Origin of the sequence: uncultured Clostridium sp. (assembly GCF_963527835.1) — a bacterium.
GTDB lineage: Bacteria > Bacillota > Clostridia > Clostridiales > Clostridiaceae > Clostridium.
In genome coordinates, this window is the sequence record NZ_CAURTC010000015.1 from 36060 (window position 1) to 52327 (window position 16268).

10 protein-coding genes and 2 pseudogenes are annotated in these 16268 nt (G+C 26.8%); 3 read left to right on the forward strand and 9 right to left on the reverse strand.

Features of this window, described 5'->3' with window-relative positions; genetic code table 11:
* Positions 1-126: 126 nt before the first annotated feature.
* The 4 genes from RYM86_RS09130 to RYM86_RS09145 form a co-directional block, all read right to left on the reverse strand.
* Positions 127-687 carry a sugar O-acetyltransferase gene (locus RYM86_RS09130; protein WP_315079815.1) on the reverse strand — a complete coding sequence of 187 codons (561 nt, stop codon included), beginning with the start codon at positions 685-687 and terminating at the stop codon, positions 127-129.
* A gap of 66 nt (positions 688-753) precedes the next feature.
* A complete protein-coding gene (locus RYM86_RS09135) occupies positions 754-4296 on the reverse strand; it encodes an SbcC/MukB-like Walker B domain-containing protein (protein ID WP_315079817.1) in 3543 nt (1180 codons plus the stop codon).
* A complete protein-coding gene (locus RYM86_RS09140) occupies positions 4283-5503 on the reverse strand; it encodes an exonuclease SbcCD subunit D (RefSeq protein ID WP_315079818.1) in 1221 nt (406 codons plus the stop codon). Before RYM86_RS09140 ends, RYM86_RS09135 begins: the two co-directional genes overlap by 14 nt.
* A gap of 15 nt (positions 5504-5518) precedes the next feature.
* Positions 5519-6076, reverse strand: a complete 558-nt coding sequence (locus RYM86_RS09145; RefSeq protein ID WP_315079820.1) for a GNAT family N-acetyltransferase — start codon at positions 6074-6076, stop codon at positions 5519-5521.
* A 432-nt stretch (positions 6077-6508) separates the two neighbouring features.
* Between RYM86_RS09145 and RYM86_RS09150 the strand changes: the two genes are divergently transcribed.
* Complete coding sequence (locus tag RYM86_RS09150) at positions 6509-7555, forward strand: YdcF family protein (protein WP_315079823.1); 1047 nt, start codon at positions 6509-6511, stop codon at positions 7553-7555.
* Positions 7556-7735: 180 nt separating this feature from the next.
* Here RYM86_RS09150 and surE read toward each other — a convergent pair whose 3' ends face one another.
* The 3 genes from surE to RYM86_RS09165 all read right to left on the reverse strand — a co-directional run bounded on the left by surE (position 7736) and on the right by RYM86_RS09165 (position 9929).
* Positions 7736-8491 carry a 5'/3'-nucleotidase SurE gene (gene surE, locus RYM86_RS09155; protein WP_315079826.1) on the reverse strand — a complete coding sequence of 252 codons (756 nt, stop codon included), beginning with the start codon at positions 8489-8491 and terminating at the stop codon, positions 7736-7738.
* A 242-nt stretch (positions 8492-8733) separates the two neighbouring features.
* Entirely contained in the window at positions 8734-9768 is a 1035-nt protein-coding gene (locus RYM86_RS09160; RefSeq protein ID WP_315079829.1) for a reverse transcriptase domain-containing protein, read from the reverse strand.
* Positions 9765-9929 carry a hypothetical protein gene (locus tag RYM86_RS09165; RefSeq protein WP_315079831.1) on the reverse strand — a complete coding sequence of 55 codons (165 nt, stop codon included), beginning with the start codon at positions 9927-9929 and terminating at the stop codon, positions 9765-9767. Before RYM86_RS09165 ends, RYM86_RS09160 begins: the two co-directional genes overlap by 4 nt.
* A gap of 924 nt (positions 9930-10853) precedes the next feature.
* Between RYM86_RS09165 and RYM86_RS09170 the strand changes: the two genes are divergently transcribed.
* Positions 10854-12755: a 5'-nucleotidase C-terminal domain-containing protein gene (locus RYM86_RS09170; RefSeq protein WP_315079834.1), complete on the forward strand. Its 1902-nt coding sequence runs from the start codon at positions 10854-10856 to the stop codon at positions 12753-12755.
* 103 nt (positions 12756-12858) lie between these two features.
* On the opposite strand, the gene RYM86_RS09175 is transcribed toward RYM86_RS09170, so the two are convergent.
* Positions 12859-14541, reverse strand: coding sequence for a methyl-accepting chemotaxis protein (locus RYM86_RS09175; protein ID WP_315079836.1), 1683 nt, complete (start codon positions 14539-14541; stop codon positions 12859-12861).
* Between the two features lie 455 nt (positions 14542-14996).
* On the opposite strand from RYM86_RS09175, the pseudogene RYM86_RS09180 reads away from it, so the two are divergent.
* A pseudogene (locus tag RYM86_RS09180) lies at positions 14997-15635 on the forward strand (glycosyltransferase).
* 191 nt (positions 15636-15826) lie between these two features.
* On the opposite strand, the pseudogene RYM86_RS09185 reads toward RYM86_RS09180, so the two are convergent.
* A pseudogene (locus RYM86_RS09185) lies at positions 15827-16156 on the reverse strand (class I SAM-dependent methyltransferase); the annotation flags it as partial.
* Positions 16157-16268: the final 112 nt, after the last annotated feature.

Here is a 16268-nt window from a genome sequence, read left to right on the forward strand (position 1 = left end):
TGTCAATACCTAAAAAGTGAATGTTTTTTCTAAAAATCTTAATTATCTTAAACCATTCAGTATAAATCTAAGTTTTTCTTTAATTTTGACTTTCTTTGACTTTTATTCACTATATAAACATAAATTTTATTTATTATTAATATTTTTTATAACCCTACATGGATTTCCTACTGCTACAACATTTTCTGGTATATCCTTAGTAACAACACTACCAGCTCCAATAACTGAATTATTTCCTATCTTAACACCTGGAGTAATAGTTACCCCTCCACCAATCCACACATTATCTTCAATTTCAACTGGAGATGCATACTCTAATTCTTTAAGCCTTAGCTCCACTTCTATAGGATGGCATGCTGTAAAAATATTTACTGAAGGTCCAATCATTACATTTTTACCAATTTTAACTTTTGCACAATCTAATATTGTACAGTTATAGTTTATATAAACACCCTCATCTAAAAAGATATTATACCCATAAGCACACCTAAATGGAGATTCAATACAAAACTTATCCCCTACTTTTCCTAATAATTCTTTTAATAAATTATTTTTTTCATTAACTTGTCTTGGACTTAATGTATTATATTCAAATATAACTTCCTTAGCATATTGTCTTTCACCCGTTAATTCTTCTGAATTTGTAAGATAAAGTTCTCCATTTATCATTTTTTCTTTTTCTCCCATTTTATTCCCTCCAAATTTATATTAATTCTAGTACATAAATATTGTCCCTTTTAACCATCAATATATTTAACTTCGTTCAAGTCTTACCTTGCTCCCCCCTTTACCTGATTCTGCTGGGGTAAGTATTAGTTTTACAGGCACTCTATTTTTAATCGATTCAACATGACTAATTATGCCTATTTTTAATTTATCATTATGCAATCTTTCTAATGAACTCATAACTACTTCTAATAGATTATCATCTAATGTTCCGAATCCCTCATCCAAGAAAAACAGTTCTAATGGTGCTGTTCCCTTTAGCTGTATTTGTGATGATAATGCTAAAGCTAAAGCTAGTGATGTCAAAAATGTTTCTCCTCCTGATAAAGTAGAAGCATCTCTTTCAGCACCTCCATTTTTATAATCTCTTATTATGAATTTACCATTTTCATCTACTTCTAAACCATAGTTACCATTTGTTATTTCCTTTAACTTTTTAGATGCTTCCATTGAGATATATTTTAACTGAGTAATTGCAACAAACTCCACAAATTTCTTACCCTTAAACAATTTATCTAAATCATCTAACAATGCTAATTTATGATCAATTTTTTCTCTTTTAACCATTAAATCTTTAAGTTCTTTAAGCTTATTATCTATAAATTTATGTTCTTCTTCTAATTTAATTTTTGTTTCATTCAATGTTTCAACTTCAGTTTTCTTTTCTTTTGCACCATTTTGAATATTTATCCATTGTTCTTCTGTAATTTCTCTATTATTTAATTTTTTAACTGAACTTTCTATTGCCCCGTTTATTTTAGATAAATCTTCTTTATACTTTTCTATCTTTTCTTTTAATCTTTCAATATCTTTAGACTCAATAATATTTTTCTTTGCATCTTCTATAGATTCAAAATTTTCATCTTTTAAACTTTTGTTTAATTTTTCTTTTTCTATTTCACATCTCTTTATAAGTTCATTTTGCTTAGTTACTATTGAAATAAATTCCTCATTACATTTTTCATATTTAACACAAGTCTTATCTTTTTCTTCATGAATTAATTTAAACTCTACTTCTATAGAATTAATATCTTTTTTTATGAAATCTAATAAATTAAATAATTTATCTTTATCAATGTTATCTGAATCATCAAGCAAATTAAATTCTTTTTCCAACTTATCTTTTATTATTTTTATTTTTTCTTCTCTATTTTTATTTTTTTCATTTAATGATGTACGTGCATCTGTCCCTTCTTCAGTGATTAATTTTAAGTTATCTTGAACTATGTCTTTTTCTTTTATTAAAGTCTCAATATTAATTCTAAGTTCCTTTATTTTTTTTGATAAATTATCTCTATCTTTTTCTATATTAATTATCTCTTCACTTTTTTTATTAAAATCACTAACTTTAGTTTCTTCTTTTATAACTTGCAATTTTTCTTTTACATCATTAAATTCATTTATATTAAGATTTAATTCTTCATTTATTAAATCTAATTGATTTTCTTTTTCCACTACCACAGTTGATATTTTATTAATATTATTTTCTAATTTATGATTCTCATCATTTAATTTTATTAGTGTATTTTCTAAACCTTCTTTTTTTATTTCATAATCTTCTATATCTTTTTTTAACTTATTAAATTGTTGTTCAATATCTTTAGGTGATAATTTTTTAAACTCTTCTCCTAAATTTTCTAGTTGAATCTTTTTTTCTTTAATTTTTTCTTTTTCTGAAGTAATTCTTGTATTATATACAGTTATTTCTTGTTCTAGTTTTTTTAATTTATTTTCATTTCTACTAATTTTGTCATTTAATTCATTTATCTTATCATCTTCTAAATCATCAATTAAAATATCTTTATCTTCTAGTCTATGCTCTAAAGATCCACATACCGGACATGCTTCCCCATTCCTTAAATTCATTCTTATTTTAAAAGCCAAATTTTCTATTTCATATTTTTTATATTTTTCTTTTAATTCTAATAATTCATTATCAAGACTAGTCTTTTTGTCTTTATCTTTTTTTAATAATTCTTCTAACTCTTCAATTAATAACTTAGATTTTTTTATTTCTTCAGAATATCGATTAAATTTCTCCCACTTTTCATTACAAGTGGTTAATATTTTGTGAAGACTTAATAAATCTTCTTGCTTACCTGGAGAGTGTTTAATTAATTCTTCTAACTCTTCTTTATTTTTATTTAACGAATCAATTTTTACTTTATATATTTTTTGTAAACCACTAAATTCTAATTTTAGCCCTTCTATTTCTTTATTTAAATTAGCGCATTTATTTTTATTATTAATGATATTTCTTTCAAATAAATTATATTTTTCACTAATTAAAAGGCCTTCTTGAACCTTAGATTTTAATTCATCATCTATTTTTAAACTTTCAAATTGCTTTTCTAACTCTTTTATATTAATATCTGTATTTTTGATATTACCATCTATAATTCCAAATTTATTATTTTCCTTTTTATATTTTTCTCTTAATACTTGAACTTTTAAAGCAACTTCTTCTATTTCTTTATCTAAAATATCTAACTTACTTTTTTCTTCTATTACATCATTTATTTTTTGTTCTCTTAATTTTAATTCTGGTATCTCTTTATCTTTTTTTTCTGTAATATCTAATAGCTTTCTTTCAGCATCTTCTTTTTCAATCTTAAGCTCTTTAAAATTTATTTCTAATTTTTCTTTTTCTATTTTTGTTTTATCATTTTCTTTTAAAGTATTTTCATACGCTAATAAATAAGGCTTTACTTTTAATGCAGCTTCTCCAAGTTTAAATTTAATTTTATCTTCTTCTATTTCATTAGATTTATAATTTAAAACCTTTTTTTGTTCTTTATAAGAATTTAATTCAAGCTGTAAATTCCAAATTTCTTCACTTAACTTATATTTTTTTTCTATATTATTTAATTCAGTAATTGCACTATTTAATTGTTTTTTTGCAAATTCAAATTCTTTATTCTTTGAATCAAGTTTTTCATTACTCACTTCCTCATAACCTTTTAATTCTCCAGTTAAAAGATTACTTTCAGTTTTTTCTTTATTTATTTCTTTAGATAATTTTACTGAAAGAATATTTCCGTACTTTTGAAGATTAAATAATCTTTCAAGCATTTCTCTTCTACTTTTTCCTTCAAGTTTTAAAAATTCACTAAATTTACCTTGTGGTAATACAACAGTTCTAGTAAAGTCCTCCAATCCAAGTCCTATTATTTCTTCACATTTTTCAGTTACCCTTTGAGCTTTATCAGCTAAAACTTCTTCTATCTCATTAGTTTTATCAATAATTTTAGCTCTTGAGGTTCTTGGATTTCCGGTTTTATTATCACGCTTAAATTCCCTACTTACAATGTATGTTCTCTTTTCTGTACCTGATATTTGAAATTCAAAGCTTACATTTAATGAGTTGCAATTAGTGTTTATATAATTAGAACTTTTTCTTGAAACCTGTCCATATAAAGCCAATGTTATTCCATCTAAAATAGTTGATTTTCCACTACCTGTTGGGCCAAAAATTCCAAAAAAGCCTCTCTCAGTTAGCTTATTAAAATCTACTTTTTGCTCTTCTATAAAACTATTTAATCCTTTAACTTTAAGCTCAATTGGTCTCATCATCTTCCCCTACTTCTGACATTATATTTAAAAACAAATCAATTACTTCTTGATCTGCCTCTACTCCTCTTTCTTTCTTGTAAAATTCCTTAAATATTTCATCAAAAGACTTTTCTGATATATTCTTAACATCATCCTCTTCATCATTTATTTTAATCTTAGGAATTATCTCTAATATGTCTTTCTTAAAATCTTTCATCTGCTTTATTTCATCTTCTCTTACATATCTATCAGTTTCTATTTCAAGATAAACAAAGCATTCTCTTTCTGAGTTTTCTTTGCATTTTAATATTGCTTCATCAATATTAGAGCATTTCCATATTTCAATAGGCTTATATATCTTTAAATCAACGTCTTTTATATTAGGTGCTTCATTGCATTTTACATCTACAATAAAACACTTTTTATCAAAATTTATTTCTTTTCTATTATAATGAATAGGTGATCCACAATATCTAGCTCTTTTATTAGTTCCAGGAACAATTTGTGGTTTATGAACGTGCCCTAAAGCTACATATTGAGCTTTACTTGGAAAACAACCTCCATCTACTATATAGCTTCCCCCTAATTGAATACTTCTTTCTGAACCACCTTCTTCGCTCCCCATAGCAAACAAATGTGATGCAACTAAATTAATAGTATCTTTTCTATAATGTACTTTTAGAGAATCAAATAATACATGCATTCTATCACTATAAGATTTTACTCTATCTTCTTCACCGTCCATTTCTCCATATAAAACTTCATTTAATCTCTTTTCACTAGGATATGGTACTGTTAATATAACAGCTCTTTCATCATTTATTTCTAATTCAATATAACCTTCTCCAGATTCTATTACTTTATGATTTCCATATTCACCACATTGAACTATTGTTTTAGTGGTACCAACCATAATTATTCCATGATCTCTTGCAAGTGGACCTGCTGATATAAGCCTCTCTGGATTATCATGATTGCCTGATATAACTAATGTAATTCTCTCACCATTAGACGATATTTTTTTTAGTGTATCATAAAACATTTTTTCTGCCCTTGCTGGTGGATTACTTGAGTCGTACACATCCCCTGCAATAATAACTAAATCTATATTATTCTCTTTAACTAACTTAACAAAATCATTTAAAAATAGTTCCTGTTCATCCATTCTACTTTTTCCTTCTAAGTTCTTACCTAAATGCCAGTCACCAGTATGCAATATTCTCATCTTTACCTCCCCCAATTAATATAAATATTTAATTAAAACATATCTTCTTAGTCCACCATATTTAAATTTATCTTTTCCAACTTTATATCCTATTGATTCAAATGTATTTAAACTATATTTATTATAGGGAGATACAGTTGCTGTCATAATAGAAATTTTATTATTTAAAGCTATTTCCTCTAAATTCTCACAAAGAATCTTTTGAAGTTTATTCCCTCTAAAGTCTTCCCTAACTATCGTAACTTCAACTTGACCAATTTCTAAAAGTTTTTCTCCCTCTATATCTAAATCATACCCATAATTTTCTTTTTCATATCCTAATTTTCTATATACACCTAAAGCTATCAACTCATTTGAATCTAAAGTAAAATATCCTACTACTTTTCCTTCACCTTGCATATATTCTATAAATTCATCTTTTGTTGATAAAACATATAATTCTTTATCTTCTAATGATCTATCTACATATTCTTGTAATTCCATTATTTTTTCAATATAACTTTCATCTAACACTTTTAATTCTGCTTTTAAGCTAATACCATCTTTTCTTTTTAAATCTATTATATTTTTCATTTTTTCCGCTCCACTTCATTTATATAAAGAAAAAACGCACTAAAGATGCTGTGCGTACTTTACATTAATTTTATAATAAAATCTATCTATATACAATTTTATATAGATTTAATTTTACACTATTTAAAAGACCCTGTTCTAATAAAATGTTTATATGTAAATGTATATAACTAGACAGTTTAAAACATAATAAAAAATAGTGTATTGATTTAATAAAAACCAATACACTATTTTTTAAATATTAAATATATATTATTTTTAGTTACTGTGAAGAGTTATTATTATTATTTCACCTTTTTAATTTTTTATTCACATTTAAAAATAAATATTTTTTCATAATTTAAGTAATATTTTTACATTGACTTTTAACCTAAGGCTACATAATATCAATATAAGAATATAATAACCAAAAAATTTATATGGAGGTACATAATGGTTCTTTTATTAGGATTGACAGCAATTACATTTTTAATTTTTCTAGCCTCATATCTAAAAGATTCAAGAAAATTAATTAATGGATTTCTATTTAATATTTTCTTATTTTCAGCAATGATAACAACTATTGATATTGTATTTGAAACACAAAATAGATTTCTAATACTTTTATTTCTTGTATTTTTTATAATTATGTTTATAGTTTTTGCTTTTGGTATTTATGCATTAATTGTAGGGTTATTTATAAATGCTAAAGTTGTCATAAAACGTGAAAGTAGAACTCCTGCTAACTTATTAACTTTTTTTCTTGCAATAGCGTTAATACTATATTTAATTTGGTCTTTTACAATAAGTAGTTGGAATTTTCCTGAAGAAGTAAAACTTCTTTTAGGTGGAATAAATTTTGTTTTACTATACTATTTATTCGATGTTTTCAATTTTTTAATGATATCATTTCTTTATCAATTTAATAAACCAAAACTTTGTCAAGATTTTATTATTGTATTAGGTAGTGGATTGATTGGAGAGAGAGTCCCTCCGCTATTAGCTAGTCGTATTAATAAAGCTATTGAATTTTATAACAAACAAGGCACTGTAACTAATCCACCTAAAATTATTTTTTCTGGTGGTCAAGGATCTGATGAAAAAATTTCTGAAGCATTAGCTATGCAAAAATATGCTACCCAAAAAGGAATTCCTATTGAAGATACTATTTTAGAGGACAAATCAGTAAACACTTTACAAAATATGATGTTTTCTAAAAAAATAATGGATAATTTAATTCCTGAAAATCATTCTAGCATATTTGTAACAAATAATTTTCATCTATTTAGAGCTGGAATTTTTGCAAGAAAAGCAGGTTTAAAAAGTCAAGGAATTGGCTCTAAGACTGCATTTTATTTCTTACCAAATGCAATGATTAGAGAATATATTGCTTTTGTAGTTATGTATAAAAAAAGACATGCAATTATTACTTCGTTAATATTAATTGTAAGTATACTTTTATCTCTAGTGCAATATTTCTTTGTGACACCTTACTTATAAATTTTATTTCGTACATTATTTTAATCGCATAAGAAATAATTGCACTTTAATATAGGCTCTGTTTCAAATATGTGTTTATATATGCAATAAAAGTGGTATTCTTAAGTTCAATTACTAAGTCCACTTTGTTTATGCATATATAAACACTTCAATAAAACAGAGCCTAAAAAAATCCATAATTTATTCAAAAATTTTCTTAACTTCATTTAGTTCCTTAAAATTTGTAAAATCGAAATGTAATGGTGTTAATGTAACATATCCTTGAGATAAAAAATATAAATCACTTTCATCTTTTTCTATTTCATTTCTAACACCTCTAGTTTCATAAACTCTATCATCATCTTCATGTAAAAGAACATATTCTGTTTTGTATGTGGATTTTCCAATCTTACATACTTTTAATCCTTTAATATCTTCTTCATTAATATTAGGGACATTGACATTTAAAACCACATTCTTCTTTAAATATTTTTCCCCGGCTAAATCAACAACTTTACTCACCCAATTAGCAGCTTTACTGTAATCTTCATCATCCCTGTCCCACTTCACATCCATAGATATTGCAATGGACGGTACATCATAAAGTGCTCCTTCTATAGCAGCTGAAACAGTTCCTGAATATAGGATATCAGTTCCACTATTGAATCCTCTATTTATTCCTGAAATAACAAGATCAATATCTTTAGCTAACAATGATATTCCTGCTTGAGTACAATCTGCAGGTGTTCCAACAAGGCTATACGCCTTACAATCTAGGCCATCAATCTTTTCTTCTCTAATTTTAATTGGTATGTTAATAGATATAGAATGACTTGATGCACTTTTTTGTTCTCTTGGTGCAACAACTATTACATTATGCTTCTTTGACATCTTTTCCGCTAAAGTTTTTATTCCTCTAGCACTTATCCCATCATCGTTAGTAATTAAAATATTCATATTTCCCCTCCATTATTAAACCATATATATTTCACCAAATACTTTTATTAAATGGTAATTATGTTATTTATTATATTCTTAATTATACACTATAATTTATAACTCCTTAAATGTATTATTATAATTTAAACCTAAGTTGATATTAAAAATTCTCGAGTAAATATAGGCGTTACCGCCTATACTCCTCTACAGAACCGTACGTGCCCTATTAAGGCATACGGCTCTTCACCTCATATTTAAATTTATCTATAGAATAAGCTAACGCTTATTTTCAGCTCTAACAACGGAAAAGTTTTCAATAATCCGTTGTAAAATGTTTCTGCATTGTAACTACGTTTTTGACTTCTTCTATTAGTCCATTTAAATAGTAAATATCTTGTTGTATTGAGAAAGCTTTTCACACTTCGTGTGTTGTCGTTTACGCCATAATATTGATAATGTCCTCTAAGTTTCTGATTTATTTTCTTAATCAATTCACTTATAGGCATATTTCTATTATATTTAATCCATTGTTTCATTGTTTTCACTTTACTCCGATACTTCTTCTTAGAAGTCTTAACCTTGCATCTGAAATATGACTTACTACTGTTTTCGCTACAATAAAATGTAAAACCTAGGAAATCGAAGGTTTCAGGTTTATCTAACCCCATTCTTTTCCTATTTTCTTTAGCAAACCTTCCGAATTCCAAAATCTTAGTTTTCTCTAATGCTAATTCTAATCCAAATTTCTTGAACCTTTCAATAAGTTCCTTATAGAACTTTTCTGCTTCCCATTTATATTGAAAGCAACAAACAAAGTCATCACAATATCTCACTAAATATGTTTCACCTTTATATTTACGTTTAACCATTACATCAAACCAATTATCTAGAACATAATGTAAATATATATTAGCAAGCACTGGCAATGCTCCGTTACCTTGCGGAGTACCTTTTTCACTATCTATATATTTTCCATTTTCCATAATTCCAGCCTTAAGAAATTTATTAATTATTTCAATAAATCTTTTATCTGCTATATCGTGTTCTAAAAATTTAATCATCCATTGGTGATTTACATTATCAAAGAAACCTTTTATATCAGCTTCAACAATATAACATACTTTATGATACTGCACATTTTCTACTAATTGTCTAACTGCTTGATGGCAGTTCCTGTTCGGTCTGAAACCATATGAATCATCATAAAATTTTCGTTCATAAATCATAGTTAATATTTGAGATATTACATTTTCTATTAGTTTATCTTCATAACAAGATATACCCAGTGGTCTCATCTTGTTGCTTCCATCTTTAGGAATATAAGTTCTTCTTGTAGCATTGGTTTATAACTACCACTCTTCATTCGTTTAACTAAGTTTGTAATATTTTCTTCTAATTTCTCAGTATAGTCTTCTTTGCTAACACCATCAATTCCCTTAGCTTTCTTTCTATCCATTTGTTTATGGCTTGCTATGAGAGTTTCTTTGTTGATATATGAAGCAAGGTTTTGTACTTTACCATCTGTTCTAGCCTTTTCTATATTAAATTGTATTCAAAGTAACTCGTTAATCATATTATCTCAGCTCTCCTGTCTGTAAAATTTTCAAGTGTACTTGAAGCTATGTTGTGCTAACCCCTTCCATCCGCCTGCTTTCGCAGGTTTCTACGGTACTATGTGTTAGTGGGACTTCCTATAATACTTTTGCTCATCTTGCTTGTTTCCTTACTTGATTTTGCATACTACATTGTAGATATTATAGGACCTCAGCTGTTCTAACAACATATTTATCATCAAACTCGCCAAGCTCTAAGACCTCGGAAGAGCTATACAACTCTAACCATATCGATTTGTATAGTATTGTCTGCTGTTACTAAAAAGACATCGACCTCTTCATTTGTATAATTATTTCGCGGCTCGATCACTTCACTTTCGTTTCGGCTCGTTTGCTCTCTGCCCTACGCTTAAACCTGATGTTACCACTTCGGCTCCAAGGACTAGATACAAGCTACTGGTTAGGTATTACTTGATAGGGTTTCCCTACTATACATTATTAGCTTACTAATGTAGACAGATTTCATTTGCCCACAAGAGGAAGAGTCACGCTATTTTGCGTGCTGCTTCACAGCTCGCACTTTAGTTAATTATAGAGATATAGTTAAATTTATATTACTAAATTAGTGTGAAAACATATGATTTTACTTCATTATTAATTTGAAGGAAATATTGACAGATTGATAATACTAAAGTATATTTAAATATATTGTTAAAAGTAAACATTTTCATAATTTTAAAGGGCTAACTGATATATAACTTATAACATTCAATACATATACATTATAAGGAGGAATTAGACTTGAAAAAAAATTATTTAAACCACTAATGTCAATATGCTTAACTGCATTACTTGTTAGTACCGGTTTTGTAAAAAACCCTGTTTATGCATCAGATTCTATTGATATTACAATTTTAGGTACATCTGATGTTCATGGTAGATTTATGCCTTGGGAATATGCTACCGACACGCCTGATACTAAAGGAAGTTTAACTCAAATATCAACTTTAGTAAATAAAATTAGAACTGAAAATCCCAACACTATATTGGTAGATGCAGGAGATAGCATTCAAGATAATTACTGTGAAATTTTTAAAGATTATGCGGACAACCCTATGGTTACGGCAATGAATGATATGAAATATGATGCATGGGTAATGGGTAATCATGAATTTAACTTTACTCAAGATGTATTAAACAGAACTATTTCTAAATTTAGTGGTACTGCTCTTTCAGGAAATGTTTATAAAGAAGATGGTACAAGATTTTTACCTGCTTATAAAATCATAGAAAAAGATGGTGTTAAAATAGGTATTATAGGTATGACAACACCAATGATAGTACAATTTGAAAAAGACAATGGAAACTTAGATGGACTTGTTGTAAACAATGCTGTTGAAGAAACAAAGAAAGCTATTAAGGAATTAAAAGGAAATGTAGATTTACTTATAGGTGTTATGCATATGGGTGAAGCCAATGAAAATAACATATCTGATACAGGAGTTACTGATTTAGCTAATGCTTGTCCTGAATTAGATGCAATTGTAGCAGGTCATATGCACCTTAATGTAAGTTCTAAACTTATAAATGGTGTGCTAGTTACAGAACCATATAAATATGGAAATAGTTTATCTAAAATAGATATTAAAGTGCAAAAAGATGGTACTGGTTATAAAGTTATAGATAAAAAAGCAGAAACTTTAAGTGTTAACAATGTTGAATCTAACAAAGATTTAGAAGAAAAATTAGCACCTTTTAATAATATACTTAGAGATATAGTTAATCAACCTATAGGAAAACTTGTTAATGAAAATTTAGTTCATGAAGATGAAATTAAAGGAATTTCTACTGTATTTACAGAGCCTACTGGTATAATGAATTTATTTCATGATGTAGCTAAATATTATAGTAAAGCTGATGTTGTAGCTTTCTGTACTGATAATGAAGAAGCTAAATTAAATGTTGGGGATATTAAAATAAAAGATATTGCAGCCAATTATACTTATACTGGTGGTGAAGTATCTGTTTATGAAGTAACAGGTAAAGACCTTAAAACGTATATGGAATGGAGTGCAGACTACTTCAACACTCTTAAAGATGGTGATATGACAATAAGTTATAATCCTAATAGAAGAAATTCTAAATACAGCACTAATGATATTTTTGGTGGGGTTAATTACAAAATTGACTTAACTAAAGAATCTGGAAATAGAATAACTGATTTAACTTTCCCTAATGGGGAAGCGATTACGGATGATACAAAACTTACATTAGGTATGAATTCTTATAGATTAGAAGGACTTCAAAAAGAAGGTGGTATTTTCCACGGAAAGAACCTCAATAAAATTTATGATTCTAAAGAAGTATTTGGAGAAGATGAAGGAACAATTAGAAATCTAACTATAAAATACATTAAAGAAGTTAAAAATGGAGTTTTAGAACCAAACTTAAATAAGAATTGGGAAATAATTGGTATAGATAAAACTTCTAAATCTTATAATGTTGTTAAAGATTTTATTAATAAAGGATTAATTAAACTTCATACAACAGCTGATAATAAATATACTAATGCTTCTTCTATCAATGTAAAGAGCCTTACTAATTTAAGCGAACAAGAATTATCATCTAGAATAACTAATCTTGAAAGTAGATTAAAGAATGCTGAAACGGATAAAGAAAGACAAGTTATTAATACTCAAATCGAATTTATTAAAGCGTTAAATAAATAATTATAATTGTTTAACTTTTAATTATATTATAAAAAATACTACTGAAATTTACATTTTCAGTAGTATTTTTATACTCATTTACTTTACAGACTTATTAATTATATTAGTGTCTTAATTTAAAGCGTTCTATCATTGTATTTAATGTTTCTGCTTGTGCTGTTAATTCTTCACTGGCAGCAGCACTTTCTTCTGAAATTGCTGAATTAGATTGAATAACATCTGAAATTTGATTAACTCCACTATTCACTTGAGCAATTGCTTCTGCTTGTTCTTCAGATGAAGAAGCTATATCACAAACTAATTCAGTAACTTTATTTACATTTATAACTACTTTCGATAAATTTTCAGCTGTATTATCAGCTAAGTTCTTTCCAGTAACTACGTTGTTTATTGATTCTTGAATTAATTCAGCAGTTTGTTTTGATGCTTGTGCACTTTGATTAGCTAACTGTCTTACTTCTTCTGCTACTACTGCAAATCCTTTTCCTGCCTCACCTGCTCTAGCAGCTTCTATTGCAGCATTTAATGCAAGTAAATTAGTTTGTGCTGCTATATCATCAATAGCCTTGATAATATTATTTATGTCATTAGATGACTTCTCAATTTCATCCATTGCTGTAAGCATATTTTTCATTTCATTATTACTTTTTTGTACATCTTCAAGAAGTTTGATTACTATATCATTAGTATTATCTGCATTTTTAGCACTGCTTTTTACTTTCTCATTTATTTCTTGCATTGATGCTGAAAGTTCTTCCACTGCACTTGCTTGATTTGTAGATCCTTCTGATAAAACCTGTGCAGTTGTTGAAACTTGTTCTGAGCCTCCAGTAACTTGGTTAGACGCTTCTTTAATTTCACCAAATACCTCATTCAAAGACTGTAAAATATTATATAATGAATTTTTTATTTCAACAAAATTTCCTTTATAATCTACTTCAGTTTCTACATTTAAATTTCCATTTGAAATATTCCCCAAAACATTTTCTATGTCATTAATGTAGGCTTTTAGCGCCTTAATCATTTTAGAAAATGCATCTGCCAATTCTCCTACTTCATCGTTAGATGTTGATTCAACTAAGACATCTAAATTTCCATGAGATATTTCATCTGCAATTTTTACCATATCCTTTATTGGATTACCTATCATTTTAGAAATATATTTTGCCAGTACTATTGTAAGTACAAAAGAAATTATTATACATGATATTATAACAACTATTGCAATACCAGATAATACTTTTAATTTATTGGAAACATTATTGCAATCAATAATATTAGTTTTTAAAAGATCATTAGTTAAACCAGTTATATTTTCCATAATAGGCATGCCTTCGTCTCTAAATAAATCTAATGCTTCCTGATTTTTATTCTCTAATCCTAATTTTACTACTTTTTTTCTTATTTTCTTATACTGCTCTGATGAATCTTTAAGATCATTAAATATTTCTTTTTCTGTATCTGTTGTGCTTGTATTCTCAACTCCTTTTAGTAATTCATCTATTTTCTTTTCACATTCATCAAGTAAATTTTGAGATTCAATCAGCTCGTCCTTATTTTCTAAGAATATAATATCACGCACAATTGCTCTTGACTTCTGAATTTCTATGCCTAATTTTCCAATATCCCCTTGAGAAAATCCATAATTAGTTAATGCATATTGATAGTCCTTATTAGTTTTTATTAAAAAGCCTAATCCAATTAGGCCTGATATAATTGAAATTATTGCTATTACAATAAACGAAACTATTAGTTTCTTATATATTGGCATATCTTTAATCTTCATAAAACCCTCCTTAGTATTTTTTTGTTCCAAATGTATGCATTTAGGAAAAATTAAGGCAATTATACTACTATTTGTTCCTTAATTCTATTTAATCCTTATAGTATTAACAAAATCTTAACATAATAATTTATATTTTAATGAAATCTTAAGATTTGAATCATAAAAAAACTATTTAAAATGATTATATAAATCACCTTAAATAGTTAAATTATTTATATTAAATACTATTCTTAATCTTATATAACCAAATCAATATTTTTCAGTTAATAATAAAGCAATTTATGTAATAAAATATTTAAAAACTAGTTTGTTTGTCGTTCTTTTTCTTTTTTATTCTATATCATATCTACATTCATTATCACCTATATTTACCAAATTTAATAAATCATTCTTCGCATTTAGCAGTATACATTTGCATAATCTTGAACAAACTAAGAATAAAGGACTATATAATTATAAAAAATTTTTCAAAAAATTTATTGTTAGCATTATTTCTATTATCTTTGATTTTAGTACCAGTTAAATCTAACGCATTAGAAAAAAGTATACCTTGTAATAAGGCTACATGTGATTTAAAAATGGCAGAGAGAATTCTTTGGATAGATTATGTTTCATGGACTAGAAGCTTTATTACAAGTGATTTGTCATCACTTGAAGATAAAAAACCTGTATTAGAAAGACTTCTTAAAAATCAAGATGATATTGGAAATTCAATTAAACCTTATTATGGATAAGCTGCTGGAAATAAATTATCTGTACTACTAAGAGAGCATATAGAACTTGCAGGGCAAGTTACTGATGCTGCTAAAAGTGGAAATAAAGATGATTTAGAAAAATATAATAAACTTTGGTATGAAAATGCTGATAAAATATCTGATTTTTTAAGTTCTGCTAACCCTAACTATTCAAAGAAAGTTTTAAAAGATATGCTATATAAACATCTACAATTTATTACAGATCAAGTTGTAGCCAGATTAAATAAAGATTGGAAATCCGATATTGAATCATATGATAAAGGTGAAAAACATATGATTATGTTTGCAGATATACTTACTGACGGTATAATCAAACAATTTCCACAAAAATTTAAGTAGTAAACATATAGATTCTAAATGTTGCTACTTTAAATTTATAATTAAAATAGAACCGCATCTCTTTATTTATGATACGGTTCTCTGTAACTACTGTAAGTGATATTTTTCCATTTTATTCTTGTGCATACATTCTACATAATTATGGTATAATTATAAAGTACAATTCAACGGTTGAATGTGGGCTACTGGTATTACTTTACCTCTTTTGAGAAGGGAGGTGATACTAATGAGTAATGATGATTAAACCTATCTATTCTAATATACTCTAACCTTTTATTATATTTCTTAAATTCATCAATTAATAAATTAATATATGAGTAGTAATCATCTTTTATCTCATCTATCTGTTCCTTTGATAAACCTTTCAATATTTTTTCTTCTGAATCTTTACCTTTAAACATTAGATCTCCAATAATTATTACTCCATTATATTTCAATACTCTTATCATTTCTTCTATTGCTATACATTTTTCATCTTCATTTAAATGATGAAATGCATATGTTGAAATAATAATATCAAAAGACTTATTATCATATCAACAGGCTCCTGTTTGAGGTGCAAAGTGGTAAAATCACATTAAAAATCGTACTTAACTTCACATTGAAATACAACGTAATTCACATGAAAAATAA

What these genes read in the sequence shown, in the direction of transcription:
- RYM86_RS09130 (WP_315079815.1), bottom strand. Translation starts at nt 687, where the DNA reads ATGGGAGAAAAAGAAAAAATGATAAATGGAGAACTTTATCTTACAAAT.
- RYM86_RS09135 (WP_315079817.1), bottom strand. Translation starts at nt 4,296, where the DNA reads ATGAGACCAATTGAGCTTAAAGTTAAAGGATTAAATAGTTTTATAGAA.
- RYM86_RS09140 (WP_315079818.1), bottom strand. Translation starts at nt 5,503, where the DNA reads ATGAGAATATTGCATACTGGTGACTGGCATTTAGGTAAGAACTTAGAA.
- RYM86_RS09145 (WP_315079820.1), bottom strand. Translation starts at nt 6,076, where the DNA reads ATGAAAAATATAATAGATTTAAAAAGAAAAGATGGTATTAGCTTAAAA.
- RYM86_RS09150 (WP_315079823.1), top strand. Translation starts at nt 6,509, where the DNA reads ATGGTTCTTTTATTAGGATTGACAGCAATTACATTTTTAATTTTTCTA.
- surE (WP_315079826.1), bottom strand. Translation starts at nt 8,491, where the DNA reads ATGAATATTTTAATTACTAACGATGATGGGATAAGTGCTAGAGGAATA.
- RYM86_RS09160 (WP_315079829.1), bottom strand. Translation starts at nt 9,768, where the DNA reads ATGAGACCACTGGGTATATCTTGTTATGAAGATAAACTAATAGAAAAT.
- RYM86_RS09165 (WP_315079831.1), bottom strand. Translation starts at nt 9,929, where the DNA reads ATGGATAGAAAGAAAGCTAAGGGAATTGATGGTGTTAGCAAAGAAGAC.
- RYM86_RS09170 (WP_315079834.1), top strand. Translation starts at nt 10,854, where the DNA reads ATGTCAATATGCTTAACTGCATTACTTGTTAGTACCGGTTTTGTAAAA.
- RYM86_RS09175 (WP_315079836.1), bottom strand. Translation starts at nt 14,541, where the DNA reads ATGAAGATTAAAGATATGCCAATATATAAGAAACTAATAGTTTCGTTT.